The organism is Citricoccus sp. GCM10030269, assembly GCF_042665635.1.
Taxonomy (GTDB): Bacteria; Actinomycetota; Actinomycetes; order Actinomycetales; family Micrococcaceae; genus Citricoccus.
Genome location: NZ_JBHTCV010000006.1, coordinates 64,819 through 89,091, shown reverse-complemented (window position 1 = coordinate 89,091; position 24,273 = coordinate 64,819). Strand labels below are relative to the sequence as shown.

Annotated in this window: 18 protein-coding genes; 9 read left to right on the top strand and 9 right to left on the bottom strand. The window is 63.4% G+C overall.

Annotation, left to right across the window (positions count from 1 at the left end):
* Positions 1 to 57 precede the first annotated feature (57 nt).
* Entirely contained in the window at positions 58 to 1,143 is a 1,086-nt protein-coding gene (locus ACFQQD_RS13405) for a Gfo/Idh/MocA family protein (RefSeq protein ID WP_378090297.1), read from the top strand.
* Positions 1,144 to 1,154: 11 nt separating this feature from the next.
* Positions 1,155 to 2,534, top strand: coding sequence for an MFS transporter (locus ACFQQD_RS13400; RefSeq protein WP_378090294.1), 1,380 nt, complete (start codon positions 1,155 to 1,157; stop codon positions 2,532 to 2,534).
* Positions 2,535 to 2,588: 54 nt separating this feature from the next.
* On the opposite strand, the gene ACFQQD_RS13395 is transcribed toward ACFQQD_RS13400, so the two are convergent.
* The 3 genes from ACFQQD_RS13395 to ACFQQD_RS13385 all read right to left on the bottom strand — a co-directional run bounded on the left by ACFQQD_RS13395 (position 2,589) and on the right by ACFQQD_RS13385 (position 5,936).
* Entirely contained in the window at positions 2,589 to 3,182 is a 594-nt protein-coding gene (locus tag ACFQQD_RS13395) for a YdeI family protein (protein ID WP_378090292.1), read from the bottom strand.
* Positions 3,183 to 3,261: 79 nt separating this feature from the next.
* The gene (locus tag ACFQQD_RS13390) at positions 3,262 to 4,761 is read right to left on the bottom strand and encodes an amidohydrolase family protein (RefSeq protein WP_378090290.1); all 1,500 of its coding nucleotides are present in this window, start codon (positions 4,759 to 4,761) and stop codon (positions 3,262 to 3,264) included.
* Positions 4,758 to 5,936, bottom strand: coding sequence for a cytosine permease (locus ACFQQD_RS13385; RefSeq protein WP_378090287.1), 1,179 nt, complete (start codon positions 5,934 to 5,936; stop codon positions 4,758 to 4,760). The genes ACFQQD_RS13390 and ACFQQD_RS13385 overlap by 4 nt, the downstream gene beginning before the upstream one ends.
* A gap of 108 nt (positions 5,937 to 6,044) precedes the next feature.
* Here ACFQQD_RS13385 and ACFQQD_RS13380 point away from each other — a divergent pair, with 108 nt between their 5' ends.
* Entirely contained in the window at positions 6,045 to 6,272 is a 228-nt protein-coding gene (locus ACFQQD_RS13380) for a hypothetical protein (RefSeq protein ID WP_378090285.1), read from the top strand.
* Positions 6,273 to 6,282: 10 nt separating this feature from the next.
* Positions 6,283 to 7,374, top strand: coding sequence for a PucR family transcriptional regulator (locus tag ACFQQD_RS13375; RefSeq protein WP_378090283.1), 1,092 nt, complete (start codon positions 6,283 to 6,285; stop codon positions 7,372 to 7,374).
* 366 nt (positions 7,375 to 7,740) lie between these two features.
* On the opposite strand, the gene ACFQQD_RS13370 is transcribed toward ACFQQD_RS13375, so the two are convergent.
* On the bottom strand, positions 7,741 to 9,309 hold the full coding sequence (locus ACFQQD_RS13370; RefSeq protein ID WP_378090281.1) for a phosphodiester glycosidase family protein: 1,569 nt from the start codon (positions 9,307 to 9,309) through the stop codon (positions 7,741 to 7,743).
* A 148-nt stretch (positions 9,310 to 9,457) separates the two neighbouring features.
* A complete protein-coding gene (locus ACFQQD_RS13365; RefSeq protein WP_378090279.1) occupies positions 9,458 to 11,536 on the bottom strand; it encodes a DUF262 domain-containing protein in 2,079 nt (692 codons plus the stop codon).
* Between the two features lie 166 nt (positions 11,537 to 11,702).
* On the opposite strand from ACFQQD_RS13365, the gene ACFQQD_RS13360 reads away from it, so the two are divergent.
* On the top strand, positions 11,703 to 12,830 hold the full coding sequence (locus ACFQQD_RS13360; RefSeq protein ID WP_378090277.1) for a hypothetical protein: 1,128 nt from the start codon (positions 11,703 to 11,705) through the stop codon (positions 12,828 to 12,830).
* Between the two features lie 236 nt (positions 12,831 to 13,066).
* Here the strand turns inward: ACFQQD_RS13360 and ACFQQD_RS13355 are convergent, their stop codons facing one another.
* Entirely contained in the window at positions 13,067 to 13,285 is a 219-nt protein-coding gene (locus ACFQQD_RS13355) for a helix-turn-helix transcriptional regulator (protein WP_378090275.1), read from the bottom strand.
* Positions 13,286 to 13,608: 323 nt separating this feature from the next.
* Between ACFQQD_RS13355 and ACFQQD_RS13350 the strand changes: the two genes are divergently transcribed.
* Entirely contained in the window at positions 13,609 to 16,218 is a 2,610-nt protein-coding gene (locus ACFQQD_RS13350; RefSeq protein ID WP_378090273.1) for an ATP-dependent Clp protease ATP-binding subunit, read from the top strand.
* Between the two features lie 17 nt (positions 16,219 to 16,235).
* Here the strand turns inward: ACFQQD_RS13350 and ACFQQD_RS13345 are convergent, their stop codons facing one another.
* Together ACFQQD_RS13345 and ACFQQD_RS13340 are read right to left on the bottom strand one after the other, a co-directional pair.
* The gene (locus tag ACFQQD_RS13345; RefSeq protein ID WP_378090271.1) at positions 16,236 to 16,889 is read right to left on the bottom strand and encodes a response regulator; all 654 of its coding nucleotides are present in this window, start codon (positions 16,887 to 16,889) and stop codon (positions 16,236 to 16,238) included.
* Complete coding sequence (locus ACFQQD_RS13340; protein ID WP_378090269.1) at positions 16,877 to 18,130, bottom strand: sensor histidine kinase; 1,254 nt, start codon at positions 18,128 to 18,130, stop codon at positions 16,877 to 16,879. Before ACFQQD_RS13340 ends, ACFQQD_RS13345 begins: the two co-directional genes overlap by 13 nt.
* Positions 18,131 to 18,260: 130 nt before the next feature.
* Here ACFQQD_RS13340 and ACFQQD_RS13335 point away from each other — a divergent pair, with 130 nt between their 5' ends.
* The 3 genes from ACFQQD_RS13335 (at position 18,261) to ACFQQD_RS13325 (ending at position 22,634) form a co-directional block, all read left to right on the top strand.
* Complete coding sequence (locus tag ACFQQD_RS13335; protein WP_378090267.1) at positions 18,261 to 19,244, top strand: CPBP family intramembrane glutamic endopeptidase; 984 nt, start codon at positions 18,261 to 18,263, stop codon at positions 19,242 to 19,244.
* 414 nt (positions 19,245 to 19,658) lie between these two features.
* Positions 19,659 to 20,453 carry an SDR family NAD(P)-dependent oxidoreductase gene (locus ACFQQD_RS13330; protein WP_378090265.1) on the top strand — a complete coding sequence of 265 codons (795 nt, stop codon included), beginning with the start codon at positions 19,659 to 19,661 and terminating at the stop codon, positions 20,451 to 20,453.
* A 513-nt stretch (positions 20,454 to 20,966) separates the two neighbouring features.
* Positions 20,967 to 22,634, top strand: a complete 1,668-nt coding sequence (locus tag ACFQQD_RS13325) for a hypothetical protein (RefSeq protein ID WP_378090263.1) — start codon at positions 20,967 to 20,969, stop codon at positions 22,632 to 22,634.
* 690 nt (positions 22,635 to 23,324) lie between these two features.
* Here the strand turns inward: ACFQQD_RS13325 and ACFQQD_RS13320 are convergent.
* Complete coding sequence (locus ACFQQD_RS13320; RefSeq protein WP_378090261.1) at positions 23,325 to 24,263, bottom strand: DUF5655 domain-containing protein; 939 nt, start codon at positions 24,261 to 24,263, stop codon at positions 23,325 to 23,327.
* Positions 24,264 to 24,273 lie beyond the last annotated feature (10 nt).

Here is a 24,273-nt window from a genome sequence, read left to right as displayed (position 1 = left end):
GCTCATAGTCTTACCAGAAAACAGAAACTATTTCCACATATTGAAAATGAGGACTGGATGACCGAGCCCCTTCTTGTGGCGGACCCCGTTCTTCCGGCGGAGCCGCTTCGCCTGGCCGTGGTCGGCGCCGGATTGATCGGCCGCGAGCACGCCCAGCGCATCCTGGACCGCCAGGACATGGAGCTGTCCTTCCTGGTGGATCCCTTCGTCGACGCGAAGGACCACCCCTTCGCCGGCCGCACCACGCTGGTCGCGGATCTCGCCGAGGCGCTGCCGCACGTGGACGGCGCCATCCTGGCCACGCCGAACCACCTGCACGAGAGCGGTGCACTGAGCTGCATCGACGCCGGCGTTCCGGTACTGGTGGAAAAGCCCCTCGCGGACACGCCCCAAGCCGCCGAACGGATCGTCACCGCAGGAGAGTCACGTGGCGTTCCCGTGCTCGTGGGGCACCACCGCCGGTACTCTCCCCTGCTCGAGAAGGCGGTGGAGGCCATCAGCGCGGGTGTCATCGGCCGTCCGGTGGCGGTGATGGGGTCCGCCCTGTTCTCCAAGCCGGACGCCTACTTCGACGCCGCCCCGTGGCGTCAGCAGGCCGGCGGGGGCCCGATTCTGATCAACCTCATCCATGACATGGACAATCTGCGGGCGCTGTGCGGTGAGATCGTCCGCGTCCAGGCCACCAGCAGCAACCAGGCGCGGGGCTTCGAGGTGGAGGACACCGCCGCACTGACGCTGACCTTCGCCAACGGCGCCCTGGGCACGTTCATCGTCTCCGACTCCGCCGCTTCCGCCCGCTCGTGGGAGCAGACCGCCCGCGAGAACCCTAGCTACGACTTCGCGGACGACGAGGACTGTTATCACCTCGCCGGCACCCGCGGTTCCATCTCCGTGCCGACCCTGCGCGTCCGCTCCTACGAGGGCGAGGCCTCGTGGTGGGAAAAGTCCGCCGTGACGAGCCTCAACGCGCGGCGCGAGGATCCGCTGGTGCGGCAACTGGAGCACTTCGGCCAGGTCATCCGCGGCCAGGCCCAGCCCAGAGTCACCGCCCGGGACGGACTGCAGTCCCTGCGCGTCGTCCTGGCCGTGGCTGAGAGCGCCCGCACCGGGCTCCCCGTCGACATCCCCGTTTACACCGACTGAAAGACCGTCCAATGACCCCCACGACGCCCTCCGCCCAGGCCACTACTGACATTCCGCACGTCACCCACGGGAAGACGCCCAAGCGTGCGGCCATCGCCAGTTGGATCGGCTCTGCCCTGGAGTACTACGACTTCGCGGTCTACGGCACTGCGGCCGCTCTGGTGCTCAACCAGCTCTTCTTCCCGGACGACACCAACCCGGCCATCGCCGTCCTGGTGGCGATGGCGACGGTGGGCGTGGCCTACGTGGTCCGCCCGCTCGGCGCGCTGATCATGGGGCCGCTGGGTGATCGGTTCGGCCGGCGGTTCGTGCTGATGCTGACCCTGTTCCTGATCGGCGGGGCGACGTTCGCCATCGGCTGCCTGCCCACCTACGAACAGGTCGGCGCCCTCGCCCCCGCACTGCTGGTGGTCTGCCGGCTCATCCAGGGCCTCTCGGCAGCCGGCGAGCAGGCCAGCGCGATCTCCATGTCCCTGGAACACGCGAACGAGCGCCATCGTTCCTTCACCACCAGCTGGACCCTGCAGGGCACCCAGTTCGGCACCTTGCTGGCCACCGCCGTGTTCATCCCGTTCACCATGCTTCCGGAGGAAGACCTGATGAGCTGGGGCTGGCGGGTGCCGTTCTGGCTCTCGGCCGTCGTCGTGGTCACGGCCTACATCATCCGCCGCCGGCTGGAGGAGCCCCCGGCGTTCCAGGAGGTGCACGAGGACGACGCCAAGGGCGCGCCCCTGGGCCTGGTGTTCAAGCACCACAAGGCGGCGGTGCTGCGCATCGCGGCGGCGGCCATGATCAATACGGTCAACATGGTCTTCACCGTGTGGTCGATCACCTACGCCACCAACGGCGTCGGGCTGGATCGCTCCACCATGCTCTCAGTGACCATCCTCGCCAACGCGGTGGCCCTGGCGGCGATCCCGCTGGTGGCCATGCTGGCGGACAAGGTGGGGCGCAAGCCCGTGTTCATTGCCGGCGTCGCCGGTCCGGCCCTGCTGATGTATCCGTACCTCGGTTCGATCTCCGCCGGGAACTGGCCCCTGATCTTCGTGTTCGGCACGCTGATGTCCGGGATCCTGTACTCGATGTCCAATGGCATCTGGCCGGCGTTCTACGCCGAGATGTTCCCCACCCGGGTGCGCGTCACCGGCCTCGCGCTGGGCACGCAGATCGGGTTCGCGATCTCCGGCGGCGTGGCCCCAGCTCTGGCGACCTACCTCGCCGGACCGGAGCTCGACAACTGGGTCGGCCCCGCCATCTTCGTCAGCGTCATGTGCGCCATCTCGATCGGTGCGGCGCTCACGGCCAAAGAGACGGCACGGCTTTCCCTCGAGGAGATCAACGTGCTGCACCGAGACCGCGCCGTGGTGAGCGCGCGGGCGGGATCCGCCTGAGGGGATCGAGCCGTGACCGACTGACGGCACCGGCCCATCCGATCACCGACCCGCCTACTGCGGATAGGGCGTCTCGCCGCGTTCCAGCATGCCGACCAGCTTGGCCAGCCGATTGGCCCGGCTCGCCGGACTCGGGGCGGTGACCACCCGGTGCAGGACCGCAAACCTGTTCTGGCCCTTCAGCCTGCCGAACGTCTCGGCCGCGGCCGGGGAGGCGGCGAGTGCGGCCGCGAGGTCGTCGGGCACCTCGGCGGTGGCCGGCCCCGCATAGGCCCGCTCCCAGCGTCCATCGGCCTTAGCCCGGTCGATCTCAGCCTGACCACGGGGCCGCATCCGGCCCTGTTCGATCAGCTCCGCCACGAGTTTCACGTTGCGCTGCGACCACAGGGAGGCCTTCCGGCGGGGTGTGAACCGTTGGCGGTAGACGGCGGCGTCGATGGATTTGGATTGCCCATCGATCCACCCACTGCACAAGGCCTCCCGCAGCGCCTCCTGATAGCTCAACGACGTCGGCTCCGTCGTCCCCTTCTTGGCCAGCAGCAACCAGATGCCGTCCGAGACATCCTCGTTCTCGTCCAGCCAGGCGCGCCACGCGGCGGCGTCCTTCACGACCAAGGGGTCGATCACGGGTTGAACGTCGTCTGCCATCGTGGCCTCGGTTTCTGCAGAGTCTCCAGGGCCCCTTCTCGGGGCCCTGGAGAAGTGTTCTCATCCGATCATAGAAAGATCAGCGGAGGTACCGCGTGAAGCCGATGTCCTGCGCCTGAGCCCGATGGTGCATCTGCGTGAACGCTGGCACGAAGGCCTGATTGAGCTGTTCCAGCTCGTCGTGCCACGACTGCAGCTGGGGCCGCCGCTCGGCGAACTCCTCGATCAGGGCTTCCTCGTCTACGGTGGTCAGCGAGCCGTGGTCCACCACGATCTCGCCGTCCACGATGACGTAATCGATGGATCCACCGTTCTCCGAGTACACCAGTTGCTTCTCCAAGGAGTTGCGAGGAGTGAAGGCCAGGGTCTTCAGGTCATAGATCACCAAGTCGGCGCGCTTGCCCACTTCGAGGCTCCCGACGGCGTCCTGCAGCATTCCGCTCCGGGCCCCGCCCAGCGTGGCCGCGTGCAGCACTTCCTGCACCGTCGGCCATGATTCGTAGTCGGGACCGCTGATCTTGTGCAGCAGCCCCGCCGCCTTGACCACGTCCAGCATGCGAGGCGAGTCCGAGCTGGAGCCGCCGTCACTGCCCAGCCCCAAGTTGACGCCGGCGTCGAGGTACTGGCGCCAGGGCAGCACTCCGGAGCCGAGTTTCAGGTTGGAGATGGGATTGTGGGAGACGGACACCCCGGCCCGAGCGATCAGCTCGATATCCTCATCGGTGACCCAGATGCCATGAGCAAAGGTCGTGTTGGCCGAGAGCGCGCCGATGCGGTCGAGATGCTTGACCAGGGTAGTGCCGTAGAACTCCGGGCCGGTGACTGCCTGGGTTTTGGTCTCCAGCACGTGGATGTGGCATTCGGCTCCGTGGGCCACGGCGAGTTCGGTCGCGCCCGTCAGCAGGTCGTCGGTGCATCGCTGCGGTCCGGATGGAGCGACCATGTAGGAGATCCGGCCGCCGCCCCGGCCGCGGTAGCGGCCGAAGGCCTCGGCGCTGAAATCAAGGTAATCAGCCGTCGTCGGGACCGGCATGGCCCGGACATCGTCGAGCAGGCTCGATTCCAGCAGTTCTCCCACGAACGGCAGAGTGTCCACGAAGGGCTTGTTGATGATGTGGCCGGAGACGTTGGCGCGGATTCCGGCCACATCGTAGGCGTCCACAACGGCGTCGAGCTGGTCGAAGTCCTGGTCTGGTGTCTCCAATACGTCGTCGATGACGGTGGTGACCCCGGCCTTGAGGGATTCGGCGGCGAAGAGCGTGCTGCGCAGGGTGACCAGATCGGGATCCACCCGGGTGTTCCCCAGTATCGGGTACGAGAACAGCATCCACAGTTCCAGGGGCAGGTTGTCGAATCGCCCCTTGAACAGCGTCTCCCACGAGTGGGTGTGCGCGTTGACCAGGCCTGGGGCGACCAGTCGGTCACGACCGTCGATCTCGACGTCCCCGGGCTCAGGCCGTACGTCAGGTCCCAGTGCGGCGATGACGCCGTCCTGGATCCGGATACTCGCGGTGACCGGGGTGCTCCCGGATTCTCCGTCCATCGTGATGACCTGGGCGTTGGCGATGAAGAGACTCATGCGGCGGAGACCTTTCGTTCAATGACGGCAGCGAGCGGGGCCACGAGTGCGGCCACGATGATGCCCTGCACGGCAGGGGAGCCCAGATCGAAAGCCGTCCCGATGCCGGCGGCCACGGCCCCCGCCACGTAGGCGATCAGCCCGGAGACGCGCACTAGTGGAGCGGTCTGCAGCAGGTCGTCCGGCGTGCGTCCTCGCCAGACCAGGAAGTACATGCCGATGATGGCTCCTCCCAGCGGCGGGATCAGCACGCCGAGCATGTTCAGGAACGGGATCAGCATGCCACCCATCCCGCTGACGGAGATGATGATGCCCAGGATGGTGCCACCGATCACGAACGGCCGCTTGTCCGCCTTACCGAAGAACTCGCTGCCGGCCACACCGTAGGCATAGGCCGCGTTGTCATTGGTGGTCCACAGGTTGGCCACGAGCAGGATGAGCCCGGCGCCGATCAACCCGAGCATCAGCAGCAATTCCACGAAGTCTCCTTCGCCGAACGCGGCGGCGCCGACGCCCCCGAAGAAGAACATGGTGAACTGCCCGAGGATCACGCAGAGCACGAGGATGCCGAACGTGGCTGAGGTGTACCTGGCGAAGCGGCTCCAGTTGCCCACCTGGGTGCCCCCAGAGATGAAGGTACTGATCAGGATCGTCAGCGCCGCCCCGGTGCTCACGGTGCCGTTGCCCTCGAGCTGAAGGAAGCCGCCGAGTCCACCGACTTCATTGGTGGCCAACACGAAGACCCAAATACACAGGGCGAGCATCAGCGGCACGGAGATCCAGCTCAGCAGCTCAATGCCTTTCATGCCGATGTAGGCGCTGAGCGCCATCAGAATTCCCCCGATGACGGCGATCGGCCAGGTGATGTCCCACCCCAGCGCCATTCCCAGCAGGTCCGACAGCGTGGTCAGGGTGATTCCGTACCAAGCCACCTGGGTGCCGCCCAGGATGAAGGAGGCCCATTTGCCCCCGACCTTGCCGAAGACGGTGCGCGAGACCAGCACCGTGGTCAAGCCAGTACGTGAGCTCACCACACCCATCAGGGAGATGTAGATGGCCAGCACGGCCGCGGCAACGCCCGCCAGAACGAGGAATTGCGGGAAGTCGAAGGCCACGGCGACGTCGGCCGCGGCCACCATGGTGGGCGTGAAGAACAGGAACCCGAGGATGACCACGGCAACGGAGATCGTTCCTCGGCGATCGGTACGGGCGAGAGCGGATAGTCGCGGTCCACGTCACCGGTGACGTTCGGTGGGATGGATGCGGGATCGACGGCTGGAGCTGTGGCTGTCGACGTGGCTGTCGACGTAGAGGAGCTATGGCTCATGGTGGGGGTGTCCTTCAGGGAGGAGAGCGTGCTCAGGAGGGTGATAGCGCTCGAAGCTAGCAAGGACTTAAAGGCCGCTTCCACGTTTCTGGACACCCTCACAGCCACAGATCGGCCGGGGTGTACACGTGCACAATCAGGGGAAACGTTCGTGAAATACCGAGGCTCTACTGTTTCAGCATGATGACGGAACCGTGGGACCCCGCCCCGTGCGAGTGGGCCGCCGTGGACGTCACATCACCACCGTGCGGGACATCCTCACCTGGCCAGGTTTCGATGTCGAGCTGGTGGCCGGCTCGCTGGGGTTGGACCGCCCGGTGCGGATGGCCCATGCCACGGAGTTGATCGACCCACGGATGTTCCTGCGCGGAGACGAATTGATCCTGACGGTGGGCTCCGAACTGTCCGATGCCGCGGCCTGCCAGCGATTCGTGGCCCATCTGCTTGATAGCGGAGCTGCGGGCATTGCGCTGGCGATCGAGGTGGAGGGTCACGACTCCCCCGAGGATTTGGCACCAGCGGCCGAGAAGGCCGGGCTGGCAATGTTCACCGTGCCGCCGAGCCTGCCGTTCGTGGCCTTCACGGAGAAGTTCCAGGAACTCGCCGACGAGCGTCATGAATATGAACGTCTGAGGCACGAAGACGGGCGCATGTTGGACTACGTACGCCGCGGCTACGCCAGTCCGCACATTTTTCGTGAGCGGTTTCCGGAGATTCCCGGGGCTGCGTACATGGCGCTGTGTCTGCCCGAACAGGCTTCGGTGGAACTCGAGGGAGTGATCCTCGAAGGCTGGATCGAGAACCTCACCGTGGTGGTGGCCGATGAGCTCTTCGTCCGCAGATTCTCCGAGCGCAGTGATGTGCAGATGTTCGGCATCGGCAGTGCGGTTCCGCTCTCCGGCTTGGCCCGGACCATCAAGGAGGCCATGGCTACCCTGGCCATGAGTGCTCGCCGCGGCAGTGGGGCCGGCCCGCGCGATCTATCCACCTTCCCTGGATTGATCGAGCGCCTCACCCCCGAACAAGCCGCACCGTTCCGCGATCATGTGACCGGTCCCCTGCTGAAGTACGACGCTCAATACGGACGTTCCCTGTGGCCGACGCTGTTGGCCTACGTGAACTCGGGTGCCTCAGTGACGCGGACCGCCAAGGAGATGAGCATCCATGCCAACTCCGTACGGAATCGACTGAACCGGATTGCTGAACTGACCGGGTTGGACCCACACAGCCTCGAGGACCAGTTCGCCCTCGCCGTGGCCGTCCGGATGACCACTGCCCGACCGTAAGGCCTACCCCCAGTTCTTCTCAGAAATGGGCGAAGGGACATCGCTTTTTCTTATCGTGTCCGACCAGTCAGATACCTTCTCGACATCTCCAAACTGGAGATGTTCACCCCCGTTGAAAGGTCATCCTCATGGCAAGCTCGTCCTATCACTCAAGCAACCATTCCCCTCCCCACGTTCACCACACCCACGACAATTGCCCAACCGGGCAGCAGATTCCTCCCAGAAACCGTCTCCCGGGCACGGGCGGACTGCCGTTGTGCGATCAGTGCCGCAACATGTGATCTAGAAGGATCTAGACACGTCCAAATCAGGGGGTGTGCCCGGAGCTGTCTACCGGGCACACCCTTCCTGTGGGAGAAGCGGCGGTCACCGCTCCCGGATCACGATGGCATCCCCCACCGCACGCTCGCTGCCGCCGGAGGGGGAGTTCGCGAGCTCGCCGTCCACCACCATGGTGGTGGATCCTCCGCCGTCGAGGTTGATGGCGTCCACCAGCCCCAGCTGTTCGGAGAGATCGGCCGCCTCGGAAATGCTCAGTCCGACGGAATCCGTCTGCCGGCCATCCGCAGTGATGAGCACCAAGCGACCCTGCTCGTCAATCCCCGCGATAGTGCGCGGATTGCGTTGGTGGGTCCAGCCGTAGAACTGGCCCGGGTTGTCGGCATGGACCATGCCATCGCGGGCGGCCGTGATGTCCCGCTCCCCGTCCGTCAGCAGGTTGGGGCTTCCGTTGAACACTTGGGTGTGCGGGGTCATGCGCAGCTTCTTACCGCGCTCGTCGCGGTACTCGTTGGTGAGCTTGATCCGCCGGGCCTCGGTGGCGAACTCCCGCAGGTCCGCGGAGTCGTCGCCGATGGCCTGGATGGCGTACTCGCCGTCAGTCAGTTCGATGCCCCGCTCGTGGTTGACCTCCTGAACCAGGCCCCGGCGGTCAACGATCACCTCGACGCCGTCCCCTTCCGGCGTCGTCGTTCCGAAGTCCTCGGTGAACACGACGGTCTCGTCGGCATCGGTGCAGGTGACGTCATGCTTCGGTGCGTCGGTGGGGAGATCCCCGACGCCGCCGCAATTGCGAATCTTTCCGGGCACTCGATTGATGCCGTCCAGGTCCAGTTCCTCGTGACCCGAGGAGACACGGCCCTCCCACGTGAGGCGCTGGACTGAGGCGCGGCCGCTGCGGTGATCGATCACCAGGTTGGGACGGTCCCCAACGGTCTCACTGAGGATCTCCCCGTTGTACGCCGCCGCGCCGGCTGGGTCTCCGGGTGCACCGTGCTGTTCACCAAATACGAAGAACCCGCCGTTGACACCGGCCAGGGCTCCCTCGGTCAGTTCCGAGGTGGTCTCGGTGCGCTCAAGATCAGACCCGAAGGTGCCCACCACTTCTCCCTGGAAGCGGTTCGGGTCCACGGTCAGGACGTCCACGTTGACGGGGCCGCCCTCCTCGCCGGACGGCTGGTCGCCGTCCCAGCCCTCGTACCAGGTGCCGCCGGAATATCCGAGGGCCGTCACCTCAGTACGGGCGGCTTCCGCCTCAGCCTCAGTGGAGAACTCCCCCACCCGGACCCGGTGACCCAGGTAGCCGCCGGAGTCGGCCAGCCGGTCAGCGACGACGGCTTCAGCCCGCGCGTCGAGCCCGTGCTCTCGGAGCTCGGAGGCCACACGGTCAGCCGTGCCACGGCTGGCCAGAGGCGAATCCCGCACACCCTCCTGGTCCGACGGCAGCGTGATTTGCACGGTCCACGAGTACTCGGCGCCGGGGTCGCCCAGCGTGAAGGACTCGTGGGTGAGGCCTCGAGCCAGGCGCTGTTCGTCGGCAGAAGAGTCAGTGGCGGCGGCGACTGGCGCGGCAACGGTGCCGGTGGTCAATAGGGCGCACGAGAGCGCGGTGATGGTCAGGGTGCGGGCGGTGGTGCGGCGAGTTGGAGCGTTCACGGACTCCATGATGGCCCGGTCCCGCGGCGGACCTGCCCCTGACCAGGGGCAATTCGCCGAGCTGTTGCCGAGTGTTCAGATGCCGTCCTCGTCAGTTAAAACGTCTGTAGGATCCTGAAACATTGGTTCTAGTAGACGCCTGGTGCTCTTACAGTTCGTCCTTGGCGGCGGGCAAGAACGTCACGAGATCTTCTACAGTTAGACGAGCTTTCGGATCGGCTCGATCATTCTGATCAAACGTCACGCCTTCCTCCGCGAGAATATCGCGCGGGTTATCCGTGCGGTCGTTCTCGATCCACGCGAACTGAGGCGAGACTGTGCCGTCAGACTTGAGCACCCTGTGGGCGTTGGGCGCCGGTTGGTTCGCCAAATAGTTGCCCACGCTCTGTGCCGCAACACCAATAGCACTGGCGAGGTCTCCATACGTGGTCCAGCGTCCCGAAGGAAGCTCAGCCAGAATGAACCGGAGGCTCACCCAATACGTCTTGTCGGTCTTATCCGCAGGAGAGCCCTCGTCCAATGGTCCGGGCCAAAATTGAATCGCCATCTCGATAAGTCGGTCGGTCCTGGTCTGGATCTCAGCGAACGTCCATCTTTCGGCTTCCCCGATTTCCTGACTCATCTTTAAGCTGGTGCCGCGCAAGTAGGCGCGCTTCTCGTCGAATGGTCGGTTCGATTGCGGAGCGTTATAGCCGGTAAGCGTCAGGTTGCCCAGCGTGTGCACCAAGGAAGTGTGTAGTTCGGATATGGCCTCTTCGTCGTAGGACTCCGCGAGCTTTCCCCACCATTGCGGCGACAACGTCTGGGGCATGACGTGCTCAATAGTGAGGTTCGCCGGGTTGATGTGCTCTTGACTATTGAAAAGGTCTTCGAGCCAGAGCAGCACCTGTTTGCGCTGGTTGGCTCGGCCAGAGTAGTAGAAGGCTGAAGTCCGGGCGGCATCCCGGAGTGCCTGGTCGCTCACGTACTGTCGGACCTGGCGGGTGAGGTAAGTGTGGACCGTTATGTCGACGGACTGGGAGCTCTTGTCTGCGTAGAGCTCGTTCGCCAGCCCGGCCAGTTGCCGGTTCACGCCCTGACTGGCCCTCCCGGCTAAGATGCGGCGTACAAGGTAAGACTCGATGATGAGCATCGCTCGTGCGATTTCCTTTGAAGAGGCTTCGCCGTTATCGCGCATGACCAGAAGCTGAAGCACAGGTGGGTCCGTGACTGTGGCCCGCCAGTCTAGTAGGCGACGCAGTTGGCGTTGCACGGCAGGGTGTTCCTCTTCCTCGGGGTGCCACATGAGCCGGTAAATGGAGCCCAGATGGGCAAGGCGTGCCACCTCGCCAGCGACTGACTCTTCCGTCCGCAGCGATTCGAGACGGGCTTTTTGTTTGGTGTAGGTATCACGGAAGCGAACTATGGGATCACGACGGACAAGGTCGATCCAGAATAGCCATTCAATTTGATTGTTCTCCAATGTCCGCTGGAGGGACCGCCAGTGCCTGTCGTACACCTCTTGGCTTCTACTGGGAAGCCGCATGAACAGGTGATTCCGGATCAAGTCGCCTTGAGTGAGTTTCAGCCCGGTGTTGTTCAGGGATTCGAAGATGCGGTAGACGTTGTCGTCCGGCTCTGTCGAGATGGATACCAGGGATAGCCCATGTGACACGGCATCTTCGATCGCTGCGACCGTTGGATTGGATTCATCGGCAGCCGCCAAGTCCAGCAGCGCGGAAAAGTGACTGTACGCTTCGACTACCCGAGAGCTTGGGTGAGCGACTTTGGACTTATTGATGAGGGCAACGTAGTCGTCGCGGTCCTGCTGGGTCGGCAGGAGTTTGTAGCGCCCAGGTCCGTCTTCATACTGATTGACGAGGAACGTGTGCTCGAGCCGTGCCGCGTGACGGCTCCCGCCATCGGGAATCGTGCTGATGGCGTGGTCACGGATCGCGGCCAGCAGGATGGTCAACGTGGTCAGCCGCTGCTGGCCGTCAACCACCATGAACTTGGTGAGCCCGCCGGCGACAACACCGGGCGCCGGAGCGAGAACAAGTGAGCCGATGAAATGCGTTGCCGTGGCGCCGTGTTCTTCTTGGCGTTCCTCGGCGAGGCTGACGACGTCACCCCATAGAGTGTCCCATTGCTCTTTGGTCCACTGGTATGGCCGCTGGTACAGCGGGACCTGGAACTGGTAGCTGCCCTCGAGGACTTTCTGAAGCGTAACTTCTTGTGCCTTGACCATGGTTCCCATCCCATCACAGCTGGGCGCCCAAAGGTTATCTTGCGCATCGCTAATTGACCGCGATCGAATATTTCCAGTTGTTCCGGCTAATAGTCCCGTCGACTTCAACAGGGATCCGGTAACGTCATCGAGAAAGCCCTGGGATAAACGTCTGGAAGGACTCTCCGTGGTCAAAGTGCCAATCGATGACGAAGACGTGCACAGTGCCGCGATCGAGGAAGAACGGGCGAATATTCAAGAGTTCATCAAAGAACTCAGCCCCGACGACATCAAGTCCGGCGGGTGGTTTCCTAAACTATGTGCACGAGCCTTGGGCTCATACACCGAAAAGGCCACGTGGGAGTACTTCGCAGAAAAGTACAAGGGTGTGCCCGCAGACGCCATCGTTGATCAACGCATCAAAATGGCGAGCCGCTATGCCGCGATCGAAGGTGGGCTATCCGCTGGAGCCTACTCCGCTGCCATCATTGCCACTTTGGGAACCCTTGGTGGCGCTTCACCGGCGACCGTTCCGGCTTCCGTCGCCACCTTGATGGTCGACGTCGTTTTCCTTACGCAGCTCCAACTTCGCCTTGCTTATGATATTGCGGTCCTATATCGCGTACCGCTCGACGTTGAGGACCCCGACGACTTGTGGAAGCTAATCCGCGTGGCTCTCACGATCAAGGGTGGGGAAGTAGGACGCGAAGGGCTGGCCAAATTAGTACCGCCTCTGGTGCGACCAGTCATCAAGCGTTTCTACTCCAGAGGTGTCCTGAACGCAGCCAAGGGGCTTCCATTCGTGGGCAAGTTTCTGCTCCAACGGAATGTCATCAAAATTGGCATCCCTCTGGTCGGGGTTCCGCTAGCGGTCGTGGTCAATCGCTACTCGACGCTACTCGCAGGGCGTCATGCTCAGAAGGTCTTCCGAAACGACGCCAGAGTGGTCGAATTAGCCGACCGCCTCACCACAAGGAGCCAGCATCCCCAACTAATGCTGTGGGTCGCATGGCTGGTCATAGTGGCAGACCATAAGATATCCGACGACGAAGCACAGCTAATTCGACACCTCATGAAGTTTGTTCGGGAACGCCATGAGTTTTTCGACCAACAACTGGCCCATACCATTGAAATCGACCCCTCCGAAGTGTGGCAGCGGCTCAATGATGCCGAAGGTGATCTGGGGGCCATCCTCGATATGGCACGTCTAGTGGCTTTGGTCGACGGTGAAATCAACGCACTGGAGCAGGCCACGATCACAGAGATTCAAGACAGAATCGAGAGGAAGGCCGATGTTGAAGCAGATCTTGCTTGAGTTGAAATAGATCACGGCGCACTTCGAGGCGTTGAACACGAGACAAAACTATCCAATTCAACTAAGCAGGCCTTGACCTAACACGGGTGGACTACCGGGAAGTAGTGCACCGCCATAGTCGGGCAGATAACTGAAACGTACCGTCCCGTTGCCGGTCCGCTCGAGAGTTCCGGCCAGCGCTCCGGCTTTATAGACGTCCGCGACGGTGACGAATCGGAGCGACTCCAGGTCTGTGATCATCGGTCCGCCCTCAGGTGAAGGCCTAGTGCACCAGCCACGGCGGCCACTGCGCCAATGCTCGGACTGCGGCTGCCTTTCTCGATATCCCTCAGTGTCCGGTCAGACAGGCCGACAAGTTCGGCCAGCTGAGTCTGACTCAAGCCGGCTTCCCGCCGCGCAGCGCGAATGGCCCGCCCGATGGTGCTGGTGTCGCTGGTGTCGCTCACGTCTGACATGAGCCAGCCTCCACTCCGGAAAAATCATGCCGATAACGAGAAATTACCACCCATAGTGCCACCAGTCACGGCCAAACGGAACTATTCTTCCGAAACACCATCGGCAGGCATGGCAATTCCCCCACGGTTCGTCATATCGGAAGATATATTGCCGCCCATTCAGCGCGCGGACATCGAAAGACACTGCAGGCTCGCCTGCTTATACTCATCTTGAGCCTCCTCCGCTCAGGTTTGACCCGCATCACAGGAGAACTGGGAACAATCCCGCACCCCTTGTCGTTACTTGAGTCGAATGCACTCAACATCTCAACTAGGAGGGCGCTTTGCCAGCATTCTTCGGCCCCGCCGGTTCCAACGGCGAGTCCTTCGACGAGTTCATCAACCGCTACTTCCAGGGCCAGCGGACCGGCCGTCAGGGCCGACCCGTGGACATCACCGCTCTGCTGACCAAGCGCAGCCATGACGTCCTGTCCGCCGCGGCGACCTTCTCTGCGGAGCGCGGCCAGACCGACGTCGACGCTCTGCACATCCTGCGCACCATGCTCAGCGAGGAGCCGGCCGCCGCGGCCGTGCGGCAGACCGGCGTCGATCCTCAGGCCATCATCAGCGCCGTGGACGACCGCCTGCCCGCGCCGACCGAGCAGAAGGAGAAGACCGCCACGGTCCTCAACGACTCGGCACAGAAGGTGCTGCTGGACGGCTACCAGGTGGCCCGTGCTTTCGGCTCGACCTACATCGACCCTGAGCACCTCTTCTTCGCCTTGACGTTGAATCACGACTCCCCCGCCGGTCAGCTGCTGGCTCAGGCGGGCATCACCCCGCAGTCGCTGCAGGCCGCTGCCCAGCAGAATCAGCAGAATCAGCAGGACCAGCAAGCACAGCAGGCCGGCCAGCCCGGAGCAGCGGGCCAAGGCGGCCAGGGCGGCCAGGAAGGCTCCATTCTGGAGCAGTTCGGCCGTGACCTGACCGCTGAAGCGCGGGAGGACCGGCTGGATCCGGTGATCGGCCGTGCCGACGAGATCGAGCAGACCATCGAGGTGCTGGCTCGCCGCACCAAGAACAACCCGGTGCTGATCGGTGAGGCCGGCGTCGGCAAGACCGCCATCGTGGAGGGTCTGGCTCAGGCCATCGCCGACGACGAGGTCCCCGCCCAGCTGAAGGGGCGGCGCGTGATCGCCCTGGATCTGGCCGGCATGGTCGCCGGCACCAAGTACCGCGGTGACTTCGAGGAGCGGCTCACCGGTGCGATGAACGAGATCGCCGAGGACGGCAACACCATCGTCTTCCTCGACGAGCTGCACACCATCGTGGGCACGGGCGGCTCCGGTGAGTCCGGCGGCATGGACGCCGGCAACATCGTCAAGCCGCGCCTGGCCCGTGGCGACCTGCACATGGTCGGTGCCACCACGCTGAAGGAGTACCGCACCATCGAGAAGGATGCCGCGCTGGAGCGACGTTTCCAGCCGGTGACCGTGGGCGAGCCGTCGGTGGAGGACGCGGTGCAGATCCTGCACGGCCTGGCCGATCGCTACGCCGAGCACCACAAGGTGAGCTACACGGATGAGGCGCTGCGCGCCGCCGTCGTGCTCTCGGACCGGTACATCACGGACCGGTTCCTGCCGGACAAGGCCATCGATCTCATCGATCAGGCCGGTGCCCGGCTGTCCCTGAAGCGCGGACCGCACGACGCCGGCCCGGCCGTGGACGTCGACGCGCTGCGGTCCCAGCTCGCCGAGTTGGAGGCCGAGAAGAACTCGGCGGTCAACGCGGAGCACTACGAGCGCGCCGGCGAGCTGCGCGACGAGGTCAACCGCGTCAGCGAGCAGCTGGAGGCGGCGCTGGCCGAGCAGGCGAAGCGCGCTGCAGACTCGGACGGAGACAACACGTCGTCTGTGGTCGACGAGGACGCCATTGCCGAGATGGTCTCCCGTGCCACCGGCATTCCGGCCGCGCGGATGACCGAGGCCGAGAAGTCCCGGCTGGCCCGGCTCGAGGAGGAACTCCACGACCGGGTGATCGGTCAGGACGATGCGGTCGCCGCGATCGCCAAGTCCATCCGCCGGTCCCGCACCGGGATGGCCGATCCGTCGCGGCCCGTCGGGAGCTTCCTGTTCCTCGGCCCCACCGGCGTCGGCAAGACCGAGCTGGCCAAGGCCCTGGCGACGTCGCTGTTCGACGACGAGGGTGCGATGGTCCGGTTCGACATGTCCGAGTTCGGCGAGCGCCACACGGTCTCGCGTCTGGTCGGTGCCCCTCCGGGCTACGTGGGCTATGACGAGGCCGGGCAGCTGACCGAACAGGTCCGCCGTCGCCCGTACTCGGTGATCCTGCTCGACGAGATCGAGAAGGCCCACCCGGACGTGTTCAACCTGCTGCTGCAGGTGCTCGACGACGGCCGGCTCACCGACGGTCAGGGCCGCATGGTCGACTTCCGCAACACGGTGCTGATCATGACCTCGAACCTCGGCTCGGAGTTCATGTCCTCGCAGGGCGCACCGATTGGCTTCGCCTCCGGTGACGCCGAGTCCGCCCGCCGGGACGTCCGCCAGAAGGTGATGGGCCGGCTGCGGGAGTTCATGCGGCCGGAGTTCCTGAACCGGATCGATGACACCGTGCTGTTCTCCCCCTTGGAGGCGGAACAGCTCCGGGAGATCGTCGGACTGCAGCTGCGGGCCTCCGAGCAGCGGTTGGCCGCCCAGGGCATCACCCTCGAGGTCGACGACGCCGCGAAGGACTGGATCGCCGACGCCGGCTACGAACCGGCTTACGGCGCCCGCCCGCTGCGCCGGGTCATCCAGCGCGAACTCGATGACCAAGTGGCCGACCTGCTGGTCGCCGAGACCGTCCGCGAGGGCGACGTGGTCCGGGTGAGCGTCGAGGATGGTCAGCTGCTGGTGGAGCCAGCCCGGGTGCCGGAGGCTCTGGCGGCCTAACTGAGGGCAGAGTTGCGTCAGCGGGATTCGAGGACGCGGACGGCCAGTTGGACCCGGTTCTCGACGCCCAGCTTGTCGAAGATGCGCCCGATGTGGGTCTTCACCGTCGGCACGGAGAGGTACAGCTCGCTGGCGATCTCCGTGTTCGTCAGCCCGTCGGCCACCCGCGCGGCCACCTCTTGCTCACGCTCACTCAAGCCCTCGAGCGGGTCCGCCACCGGCCGACGTCGGCCCTGGTGCGTGGCCAGCGCCACCAGCCGGGCGAGCACGGCCGGCGAGACGGCCATGGTGCCAGTGGCAGCCTGCCGAACGGCGGCCACCAGGTCCTCGGGCGGAGTGTCCTTGAGCAGGAACCCCGCGGCTCCGGCCTCCAACGCGTCCAGGATGAAGTCGTCGGTGTCATAGGCCGTCAGCACCAGGATCTGGGGCGGGTCCACGGACGCTCGGAGACGACGGGTCGCCTCGATGCCATCGCACCGCGGCATCCGAATGTCCATCAGGACCACGTCCGCGCGCAGTTCCGCTGCCTGGGTGACAGCTTGCTCCCCGTCAGCGGCCTCCCCGACAATCTCGACGTCGGCAGCGCCCTCGAGGATCAGGCGCAGTCCGGCGCGCATCAGGGATTCGTCGTCGGCCACGAGGACCCGGATCGGTGAACTCAACTCGGCCATGGCACCCATGCTTCCACGGTGAAGGTTCCCTCGGCGGCACGGTGCTCCAGCCGGCCGTCGAGCAACTCGAATCGTTCACGCAGGCCGATCAATCCGTAACCGCCAGGACCCGGCGACGGTGGATCGGCGGGCAGCGGGTTGCTGGCCCGCATGATGATGCCTTCGCCCGGGCCACCTCCCAAGAACAGATGCACGGGAGCGCGCGGGGCGTGGGTGCGCGCGTTGGTCAGGCATTCCTGCACGAACCGGTAGATGGCTCGGGAGAGAACCTCCGGGAGGTGTTCGGTCCGGCTCTCCTCCAGCACTCCAGCGGTGACGAGTTCGACCGAGGTGCCAGAGTCACGGGCGGTTGTCACGAGTTCCCCCAGGGCGGCCAGGGTCGCATCCGGGGAGGTGGAGTGGTGCTCCTCGCGCAGGACGCTGAGCACCGCGCGCAGTTCCTCCGCAGCGGTGCGTGCCGTCTCCCGTACCAGTCCGGCGGTTCGATGAAGGGTCTCCTCGTCCAGGTCGGAGCGGTACTCCAATCCGCCGGCGTGCACGGAGATCAGACTGAGGCGGTGGGAGAGGCTGTCATGCATCTCGCGGGCGATCCGGGTGCGTTCGGCGGCCCGCACTTGGTCCGCGTGGGCTTCCCGCTCTCGGTGGGCGGCGGCCGCTTCCTGGTGCAGAGAGCGGATCAGTGCCCGACGATGGCGGCGCACGGCTCCGACCAGCCCGCAGATCGCCGGCACGGCCAGTGCCAAGAGCACGACGGGCCACGTCGGCACCTCCGGTGAGGGCTCCACCACGAACCCATTGACCGCCGTGGCGACCAAGAACGCGCCCGTGGCGACACCGAACCACCAGGGCCGGCGTCGGGCTGCGAAAGAGGTCAGGACGACGACGGCGGCCGGCATCGCCAGGCTCGAGACCACCGTGGTCGCCGCCACGACCATTCCGGCGGCGAAGGCCCACCCATTCACCCACCCACTGGCAGGGGTGGCAGAGTCGCTGGCACGGGTGGGTGCCGCCTCCGCCCAGGGCCGCAGCGCGAGTGGCAGCAGGCCCACGGCAAGTAGTCCCACAAACAGGTCGCCGAAGAGCAACAGGGTGATCCGCAGCGCCTCGGGATCGGGAACGGACGTCGGGTCCTCGGGCAGCATGCTGCCGCGAACCACCACGAATGCGAGGACCCCGATCAGCAGAGCCGCCACGGTGGTCCCGGCGGCGTACCACCCTGGTCGACGGATCCATCTCAACACCCCCTCAGCGTAGAACGCGGGGGCATACCGGACTGTCGTCCAAGGGGATGAACCTGGGTAGGACCTTCAGCCGTGAAGGAGCAGCTCCGTGGCCGATGCCGGACATCGCTCCCTTGGCGAGGCTGAATGCATGACCATGTCTCACGCTGTTTCTCGCACTGATCCTCACACCCGTCCCTCCGGATCTCCCCACCAACTGGCGCACGAGATGCCCTACCACCGGTTGGCCCGCCGGCCACCGCGCTACCGATGGTGGCGCCCACTGCTTGCCCTGGTCACCACGGCGGGGGTCTGGGCGGCGATGGTGCTCGCGCTCATGGTCGTCCTCGGCATAGCCGCCGTGGTCGATCCCGGACTCGGTGTTGCCGTTGACGAGGCGCTCGCCCCCGATGCACCGATGGATCTTCACCAGCCAGTCACTGCGCTGTTGGCCCTGGGGATGATCGCCATAGCACTGCCCGCGGTGTTGATCGGCGTCCGCGTTGGCGGCTGGAGGGCCGGGCTCGTGTCCTCCGTGGCAGGACGTTTTCGCTGGAGGTTGTTGGTCCGCTGCCTGGCCGTCGCCGCTGCGCTCTATGCGACCGTCCAGGGGGTTGGCCTTTTCGTGGAACAGCCCGAGGGTTTGGCGGACGACATACCTGGTCTCGCCGGTGAGGGTTTGTGGATGCTGGTCATGGTGGTGCTCGTGGTACCGCTTCAGGCCACGGCCGAGGAGTTCCTGTTCCGCGGCCTGCTGATGCAGAGCATCGGGGCCTGGCTGCGCCACCCGGCCTGGACGATCCTGCTCCCGGTGCCACTGTTCATGATCGGCCACGAGTACTCCTGGATCGGACAGATCGACATCTTCGTCTTCGCGGTCGCCATGGGCTGGCTGACCTGGCGAACCGGCGGGCTCGAGGCCGCCATCGGCCTGCACATCGTGGGCAACACCTTCGCGTTCGCCGCCGGAGCCTTCGGCCTGGCTGACCTGAATGCCACCGAGATCAACCCCTGGGCCGTCGCGATCTCGGTCTTCGTGACGCTGCTCTACTGCGCGATCGTCGGGCAGGCTCGTCGCTGGTGGGCGGCGGATGGCGCACCGTCGTTGGACGACCCCCAGACGACTGACGAGTGACGATCACGCTAGATGTGGCGACGCGCCGGTGCGGGCCCCATCCGTCGTGCACGTAACTCCCGATGGCCGGGGTGCTGCCAGCCCCTTTCTGCGTGAATCGCAGTTTTGTGTGAGTGTTCCGGAACTTTCACACAAAACCCCGGTTCTGTGTGAAAGTTCGGTTACATTCACACACTTCCGCGATTAGCCGCGTACACCGTCAAACAGCCGTCGTCCGATCTCGGGTCAGTGACGCCGGAGCGCGACGGGTCATCGCGCCATTGATCCACCTGGGCCGCGGACCGACAACAGACCGGTATCGCCATAGACGGCGGCTCTCGTACGATCAACGTGACGCGGCCAGAGCCACGCAGGCGGTCTCACGCTCAATGGGTAGCAGCTGCGGCCACAGCTGATCACTCCGAAAGGGGCTTCATGCTCATCGAGCTTCACGACCGCACCGCCTTGGTGACGGGTTCGACGCAAGGCATCGGAAATGCGATCGCCGCCACTCTGGCCGACGCCGGGGCCCGCGTGGCGATCAATGGTCGTCGGCCCGACAGCGTGGACTCGGCCATTGCGGACTTACAGTCCGAGAACGCCGAACGCGACCTCATCGCAGCGCCAGGCGACATCACCGACGACGCCGGCGCCGCCGACGTGCTCGCCGCAGCCGGTGACATCGACATCTTGGTGAACAACCTCGGCATCTTCGGGGCGACGCCGGCCCTCGACATCACCGACGAGGAGTGGCGGCACTATTTCGAGGTCAACGTACTCGCCGCCGTACGTCAGATCCGAGCTACTCTCCCGGGGATGAAGAAGCGCGGCTGGGGACGGGTGCTGAACATCGCCAGTGACTCCGCGGTCGTCATTCCCGAAGAGATGATCCACTACGGCATGTCGAAGACTGCACTGCTGGCCGTTTCGCGTGGGTTTGCGAAGGACGCCGCTGGCACCGGAGTGACCGTGAACTCCGTGATTGCCGGCCCCACGCACACCGGTGGCGTGGAGAAATTCGTCTACGAGCTGGTGGATCCCGACACCCCGTGGGACGAAGCCCAGCGCGAGTTCATGCTTGCCCACCGACCCCAGTCTCTCCTGCAGCGGCTCATCGAGCCCCAGGAGATCGCGAACATGGTGGCCTATCTCGCCTCGCCCCTTGCCTCCGCCACGACTGGCGCCGCGGTGCGTGTTGACGGCGGTTACATCGACTCGATCGTTCCGTAGGGATATCCGTCCGCGGAGACGTCAGACGTGCTCGATCGCCGCCGAGGTTCGGTGTGGGTCAACTTGTCGATGATGATAGTGACGGCGCTGTGCGAACCTCAGCTCAACCCGGCCGTCAAAGCAGGCCATCGCTCCCCTGCTCCTCCCACGGGCCAGTTGAAGACAGTGCAAGGGCACCGGCTGCAACCTGGGGAAGGCGTGGACCAGCAACTGACCAAAATGCTGGCCCGCAAGCGTGAGCTGTTCGAGAAGTACGCGTCAGCGACGTGGCGGATGCGGCGCCAGAGGCGAGGGATGTGCCTGAGGCCGAACTGACGCGCGAAGTGATTGAGGCGAAATGCGGACGGCTATTGGCCCTAATTGATATAGACTCAGATCCACCGACAATATACAAAGAAGCAATAAAACGATGCATCCATAGTGATTCCGCGCCATTCTCCAATAAGGTGGAGTTGCACACGCGACCTAGACACAGGAACCACATAACACACCCAGCCGACTTGGAGGCCCCTGATGGCACTGTCCACCATAAATGCGGCGCTCGGACAAATTCCCAAACGGGCCGAGTCAAGAGATGAAGCTGAACTACGATCAACCTTCGAGGATTCGGGCGTCAGTCAGGCAATGAACAACCTGGACGACCAGATCGTTTATGGCCGACGCGGCACTGGCAAGACGCATGCATTCAGATACCTCTCATCGATCCGCAACGATGAGAACAATCTACCCATTTATATCGACTTGCGTACGGTCGGATCAACTGATGGTCTCTTTGGAGGACGGCCACTCACCGGAGCAGAGAAGACCGCACGCCTACTCGTTGACCTTCTGAGCTGGATACACGAGGAGATATTTAACCTCGCGGTCTCCGACGAAGGACTTGAAAGTGACAGCAACTTTGTTGGATCCCTCGACCGCCTATACGATTCAATCCGCACCGTACGTGTTATCGGCGAAGTCGAAACGTCATCACAGAGAAGAGAGGAAGACGCTGAGCAAGGAACTTTCCGCTTAGACGTCAGTCCCCACGGACTCAATGTGGCTTCGAGTAGCAATGCGTCATCCACATCCATGCGAGCAGAGAATGAGACTAGAAGCGGCATTGAGGTACAGTCCATTAATTTCGCTGAAGTTTCCAAGGCGCTTCGAGATCTGGCCAGGAGCATCTCGAACCGACGTATCTGGCTACTCCTCGACGAGTGGACCAGTCTTCCAATCGAAGTGCAGCCTTATCTTGGCGAGTTTTTAAAGCGATGCATCTTGCCATTGCCCCGCTTTACAGTGAAGATCGCGGCAATTGAGCAGCAAGCCGTGTTCCAGACACAACTATCGAATGGCGAGCTCATTGGCATCGAACTCGGTGCTGACATGGCGGCCAACTTGAGCCTTGATGACTTCATGGTGTTTGAGAATGATCAACAACGGTCCCGCGAGTTCTTTCTTGGGCTGTTCTGCAAGCACCTTAAAGTGGGCTCCTCAGACACATCGACACAATTTGACTTCCGTTCCGAACGGGATCTTATTCGTCAAGGGTTCTCCGACGTGCGCGCCTTTGACGAATTGGTCAGAGCGGCAGAGGGGGTCCCGAGAGATGCAATCAATATCGCCGCGAATTCAGCTCGGCACGCAGGGTCTGGCGCAATTTCCATCCCCCACGTCCGGCGCGCTTCTCGAGATTGGTATCACCAAGATAAGCATCGCGCACTTACGTCGCAGCCCGAGGCCGAAGCGTTGCTCAATTGGATTGTTGACAAGGTCATACGTGACAAAAAGGCCAGAGGGTTCCTGGTCAACCAGAGGGACATTGGTACTAGCCTTCTCACATCTCTCTTCGAGGCGCGAGTTCTTCACGTCGCTCGACGCGGGTACTCGGCCCAGGACGCCCCCGGAGAAAGATACGACGTCTACACAATCGACTATGGCGCATATGTTGACCTGATTGGCACAAAGAACGGACCTTCTACACATCTGCCCCTACCGGAATATCAATCAGATCTGCCCACTCAGGACGAAGTGATTGGGGACGTCGAAGTTCCAAGTCAGGACCTGCGAGCGTTGAGGCGAGCCATTCTAGACGTTAGCGAATTCACGGGGGATCGACTTGATAGACGCGGGAAGGAACAAGGCCAACTGAGGATGTTGGGTAGTCCCAGTTGGAAGCCGCATTCCGGAGGCCGGTAGCTGCCCGAGGCAAAAGTTCCTGCTGCGGGCTGCCGTCCTTGCCCTAGAAGTGAGGCTCCCAGTGGCGCCCCTTGGCATTCTTCTCGTCCATGCGGGCTCTACGCATGTCTTCGCGCTGACGGTAGCCGTGTCTGGCTATGGTCGAGGGCGAATAGCAGGCGTTGAAGAGCCCTTCATCGCCCCATAGCGCAGTACAGCTATGTCATCGATGCTTTTTTGCCCGGAGCACATGCTGGGTCATAACCTTCGCTCCGGCGTCGACGCCGTTGTCGATGGGCACCCGTCAAGGGTAGTCGGTCAGCCGGTGCAGATTGGTTAACCCTCACCATCTGGACCGGCCCAGGGTCTCCGACGAGGTCGAGATGCCACCCATCGCGATGGAACGGAAACCTGAACACGTTTCACTGTTCCCGGACAGGTGAGTATAAGGTGCTTAATTGCAAGGCAAGGGTGTACCGCTCATTGGAACGTTGCTGGCAGGCCAATCCCTCACCTGGGCGCACAGCACCGCGTACGCAATCGACGAATTCGACGAAGCATTGTCCCACCGTAGCCCAGACGGGGTATTCCCTCTTCTTGGGCCCGGCTCTCGAGACGCTTTACGCTCCCCGGAAGGCCTTCCGGTTCCCCTGCTCTGTTTCAAGGTCTAAACTATAGTCGAAGAGAGTGACGCGACCGCCTACATTTGCTTCAGTTCTCCTCATACGCCTGGGTAATCAGGCTGGAGACCTCTTCCCAACGCGAGTCGTCTGCAATCCTGAGCTCGAGATCGCCAGTCCCGAAGTGACCGATACCGGTCATGTCTCGCAAAAAGTCATCCCCCGTCACGAAGTCCTTTGGATTGAGCTTCAGATGCACCAAAAGGTTTCCTGACTGAGGGTGGACTTCGACGCACGCAAAATTCTTGAGCCGACGGAAAGCGACGTAATTTTTATTGACTTTCTTGATGACGTCCTCGCCGAGACTTAGGGCCAAGTCTTCGACCTGCGCATATAGGCCTCTGAGCTCAGGTGAGGCTTGATGAAGCTTCTCCGTGACGGTCTTTTCGGTTATGCGCGTCGAGCTCAGGCCTGAGGACGTCTGTGCCGGTTCCACGGGGGCGACCGACGTAGCGGACGTCGATTTCTCGGTCGTCGTGATCAGTTCCACTGCAAGAAGATCGTCGCCGTAGTACTGGTAGCGAACAAGTTGAATGCTCCGATCGATCTGCTTCACCGCGTGCTCGTCGTACCTCGTGAACGAGTTGGCCACGCAGATCAGCCGCGGCTCGCTCCAATCGATATTGCCAGCGCGCTCATGCCCCAGCTTCTGCTGTACCAACAGTTGAAAATCTCCACGATGGTCCATCAGCCAGTCGAGGTAATACAAACCCTGGTTGATGACATTCTCATTCCGGTGGCGCTTGTACTCAAGAATGACAGGCAGACCGTTCTCATCGATTCCAAGGGAGTCGATGCGACCGCCATGGACCTTGCCAGTGACGTACTCACTATGGAGAAACTCGACGCCGAAGATGGCGCCCATATTCTCCTCGATGAGCTTCTGCAGATCCTTCTCGAGTGCTGCACTCGAGGCCGACAGTGACGATACGCGTCCATCGGCGAGACGAAATACTTTCAGATCAGGCATGTGCGCAATC

Bases quoted from the DNA above. Each gene is read 5' to 3' on its own strand.
- ACFQQD_RS13405 (WP_378090297.1), top strand. From the start codon at position 58: ATGACCGAGCCCCTTCTTGTGGCGGACCCCGTTCTTCCGGCGGAGCCG.
- ACFQQD_RS13400 (WP_378090294.1), top strand. From the start codon at position 1,155: ATGACCCCCACGACGCCCTCCGCCCAGGCCACTACTGACATTCCGCAC.
- ACFQQD_RS13395 (WP_378090292.1), bottom strand. From the start codon at position 3,182: ATGGCAGACGACGTTCAACCCGTGATCGACCCCTTGGTCGTGAAGGAC.
- ACFQQD_RS13390 (WP_378090290.1), bottom strand. From the start codon at position 4,761: ATGAGTCTCTTCATCGCCAACGCCCAGGTCATCACGATGGACGGAGAA.
- ACFQQD_RS13365 (WP_378090279.1), bottom strand. From the start codon at position 11,536: ATGGTCAAGGCACAAGAAGTTACGCTTCAGAAAGTCCTCGAGGGCAGC.
- ACFQQD_RS13355 (WP_378090275.1), bottom strand. From the start codon at position 13,285: ATGTCAGACGTGAGCGACACCAGCGACACCAGCACCATCGGGCGGGCC.
- ACFQQD_RS13345 (WP_378090271.1), bottom strand. From the start codon at position 16,889: ATGGCCGAGTTGAGTTCACCGATCCGGGTCCTCGTGGCCGACGACGAA.
- ACFQQD_RS13335 (WP_378090267.1), top strand. From the start codon at position 18,261: ATGACCATGTCTCACGCTGTTTCTCGCACTGATCCTCACACCCGTCCC.
- ACFQQD_RS13330 (WP_378090265.1), top strand. From the start codon at position 19,659: ATGCTCATCGAGCTTCACGACCGCACCGCCTTGGTGACGGGTTCGACG.
- ACFQQD_RS13325 (WP_378090263.1), top strand. From the start codon at position 20,967: ATGGCACTGTCCACCATAAATGCGGCGCTCGGACAAATTCCCAAACGG.
- ACFQQD_RS13320 (WP_378090261.1), bottom strand. From the start codon at position 24,263: ATGCCTGATCTGAAAGTATTTCGTCTCGCCGATGGACGCGTATCGTCA.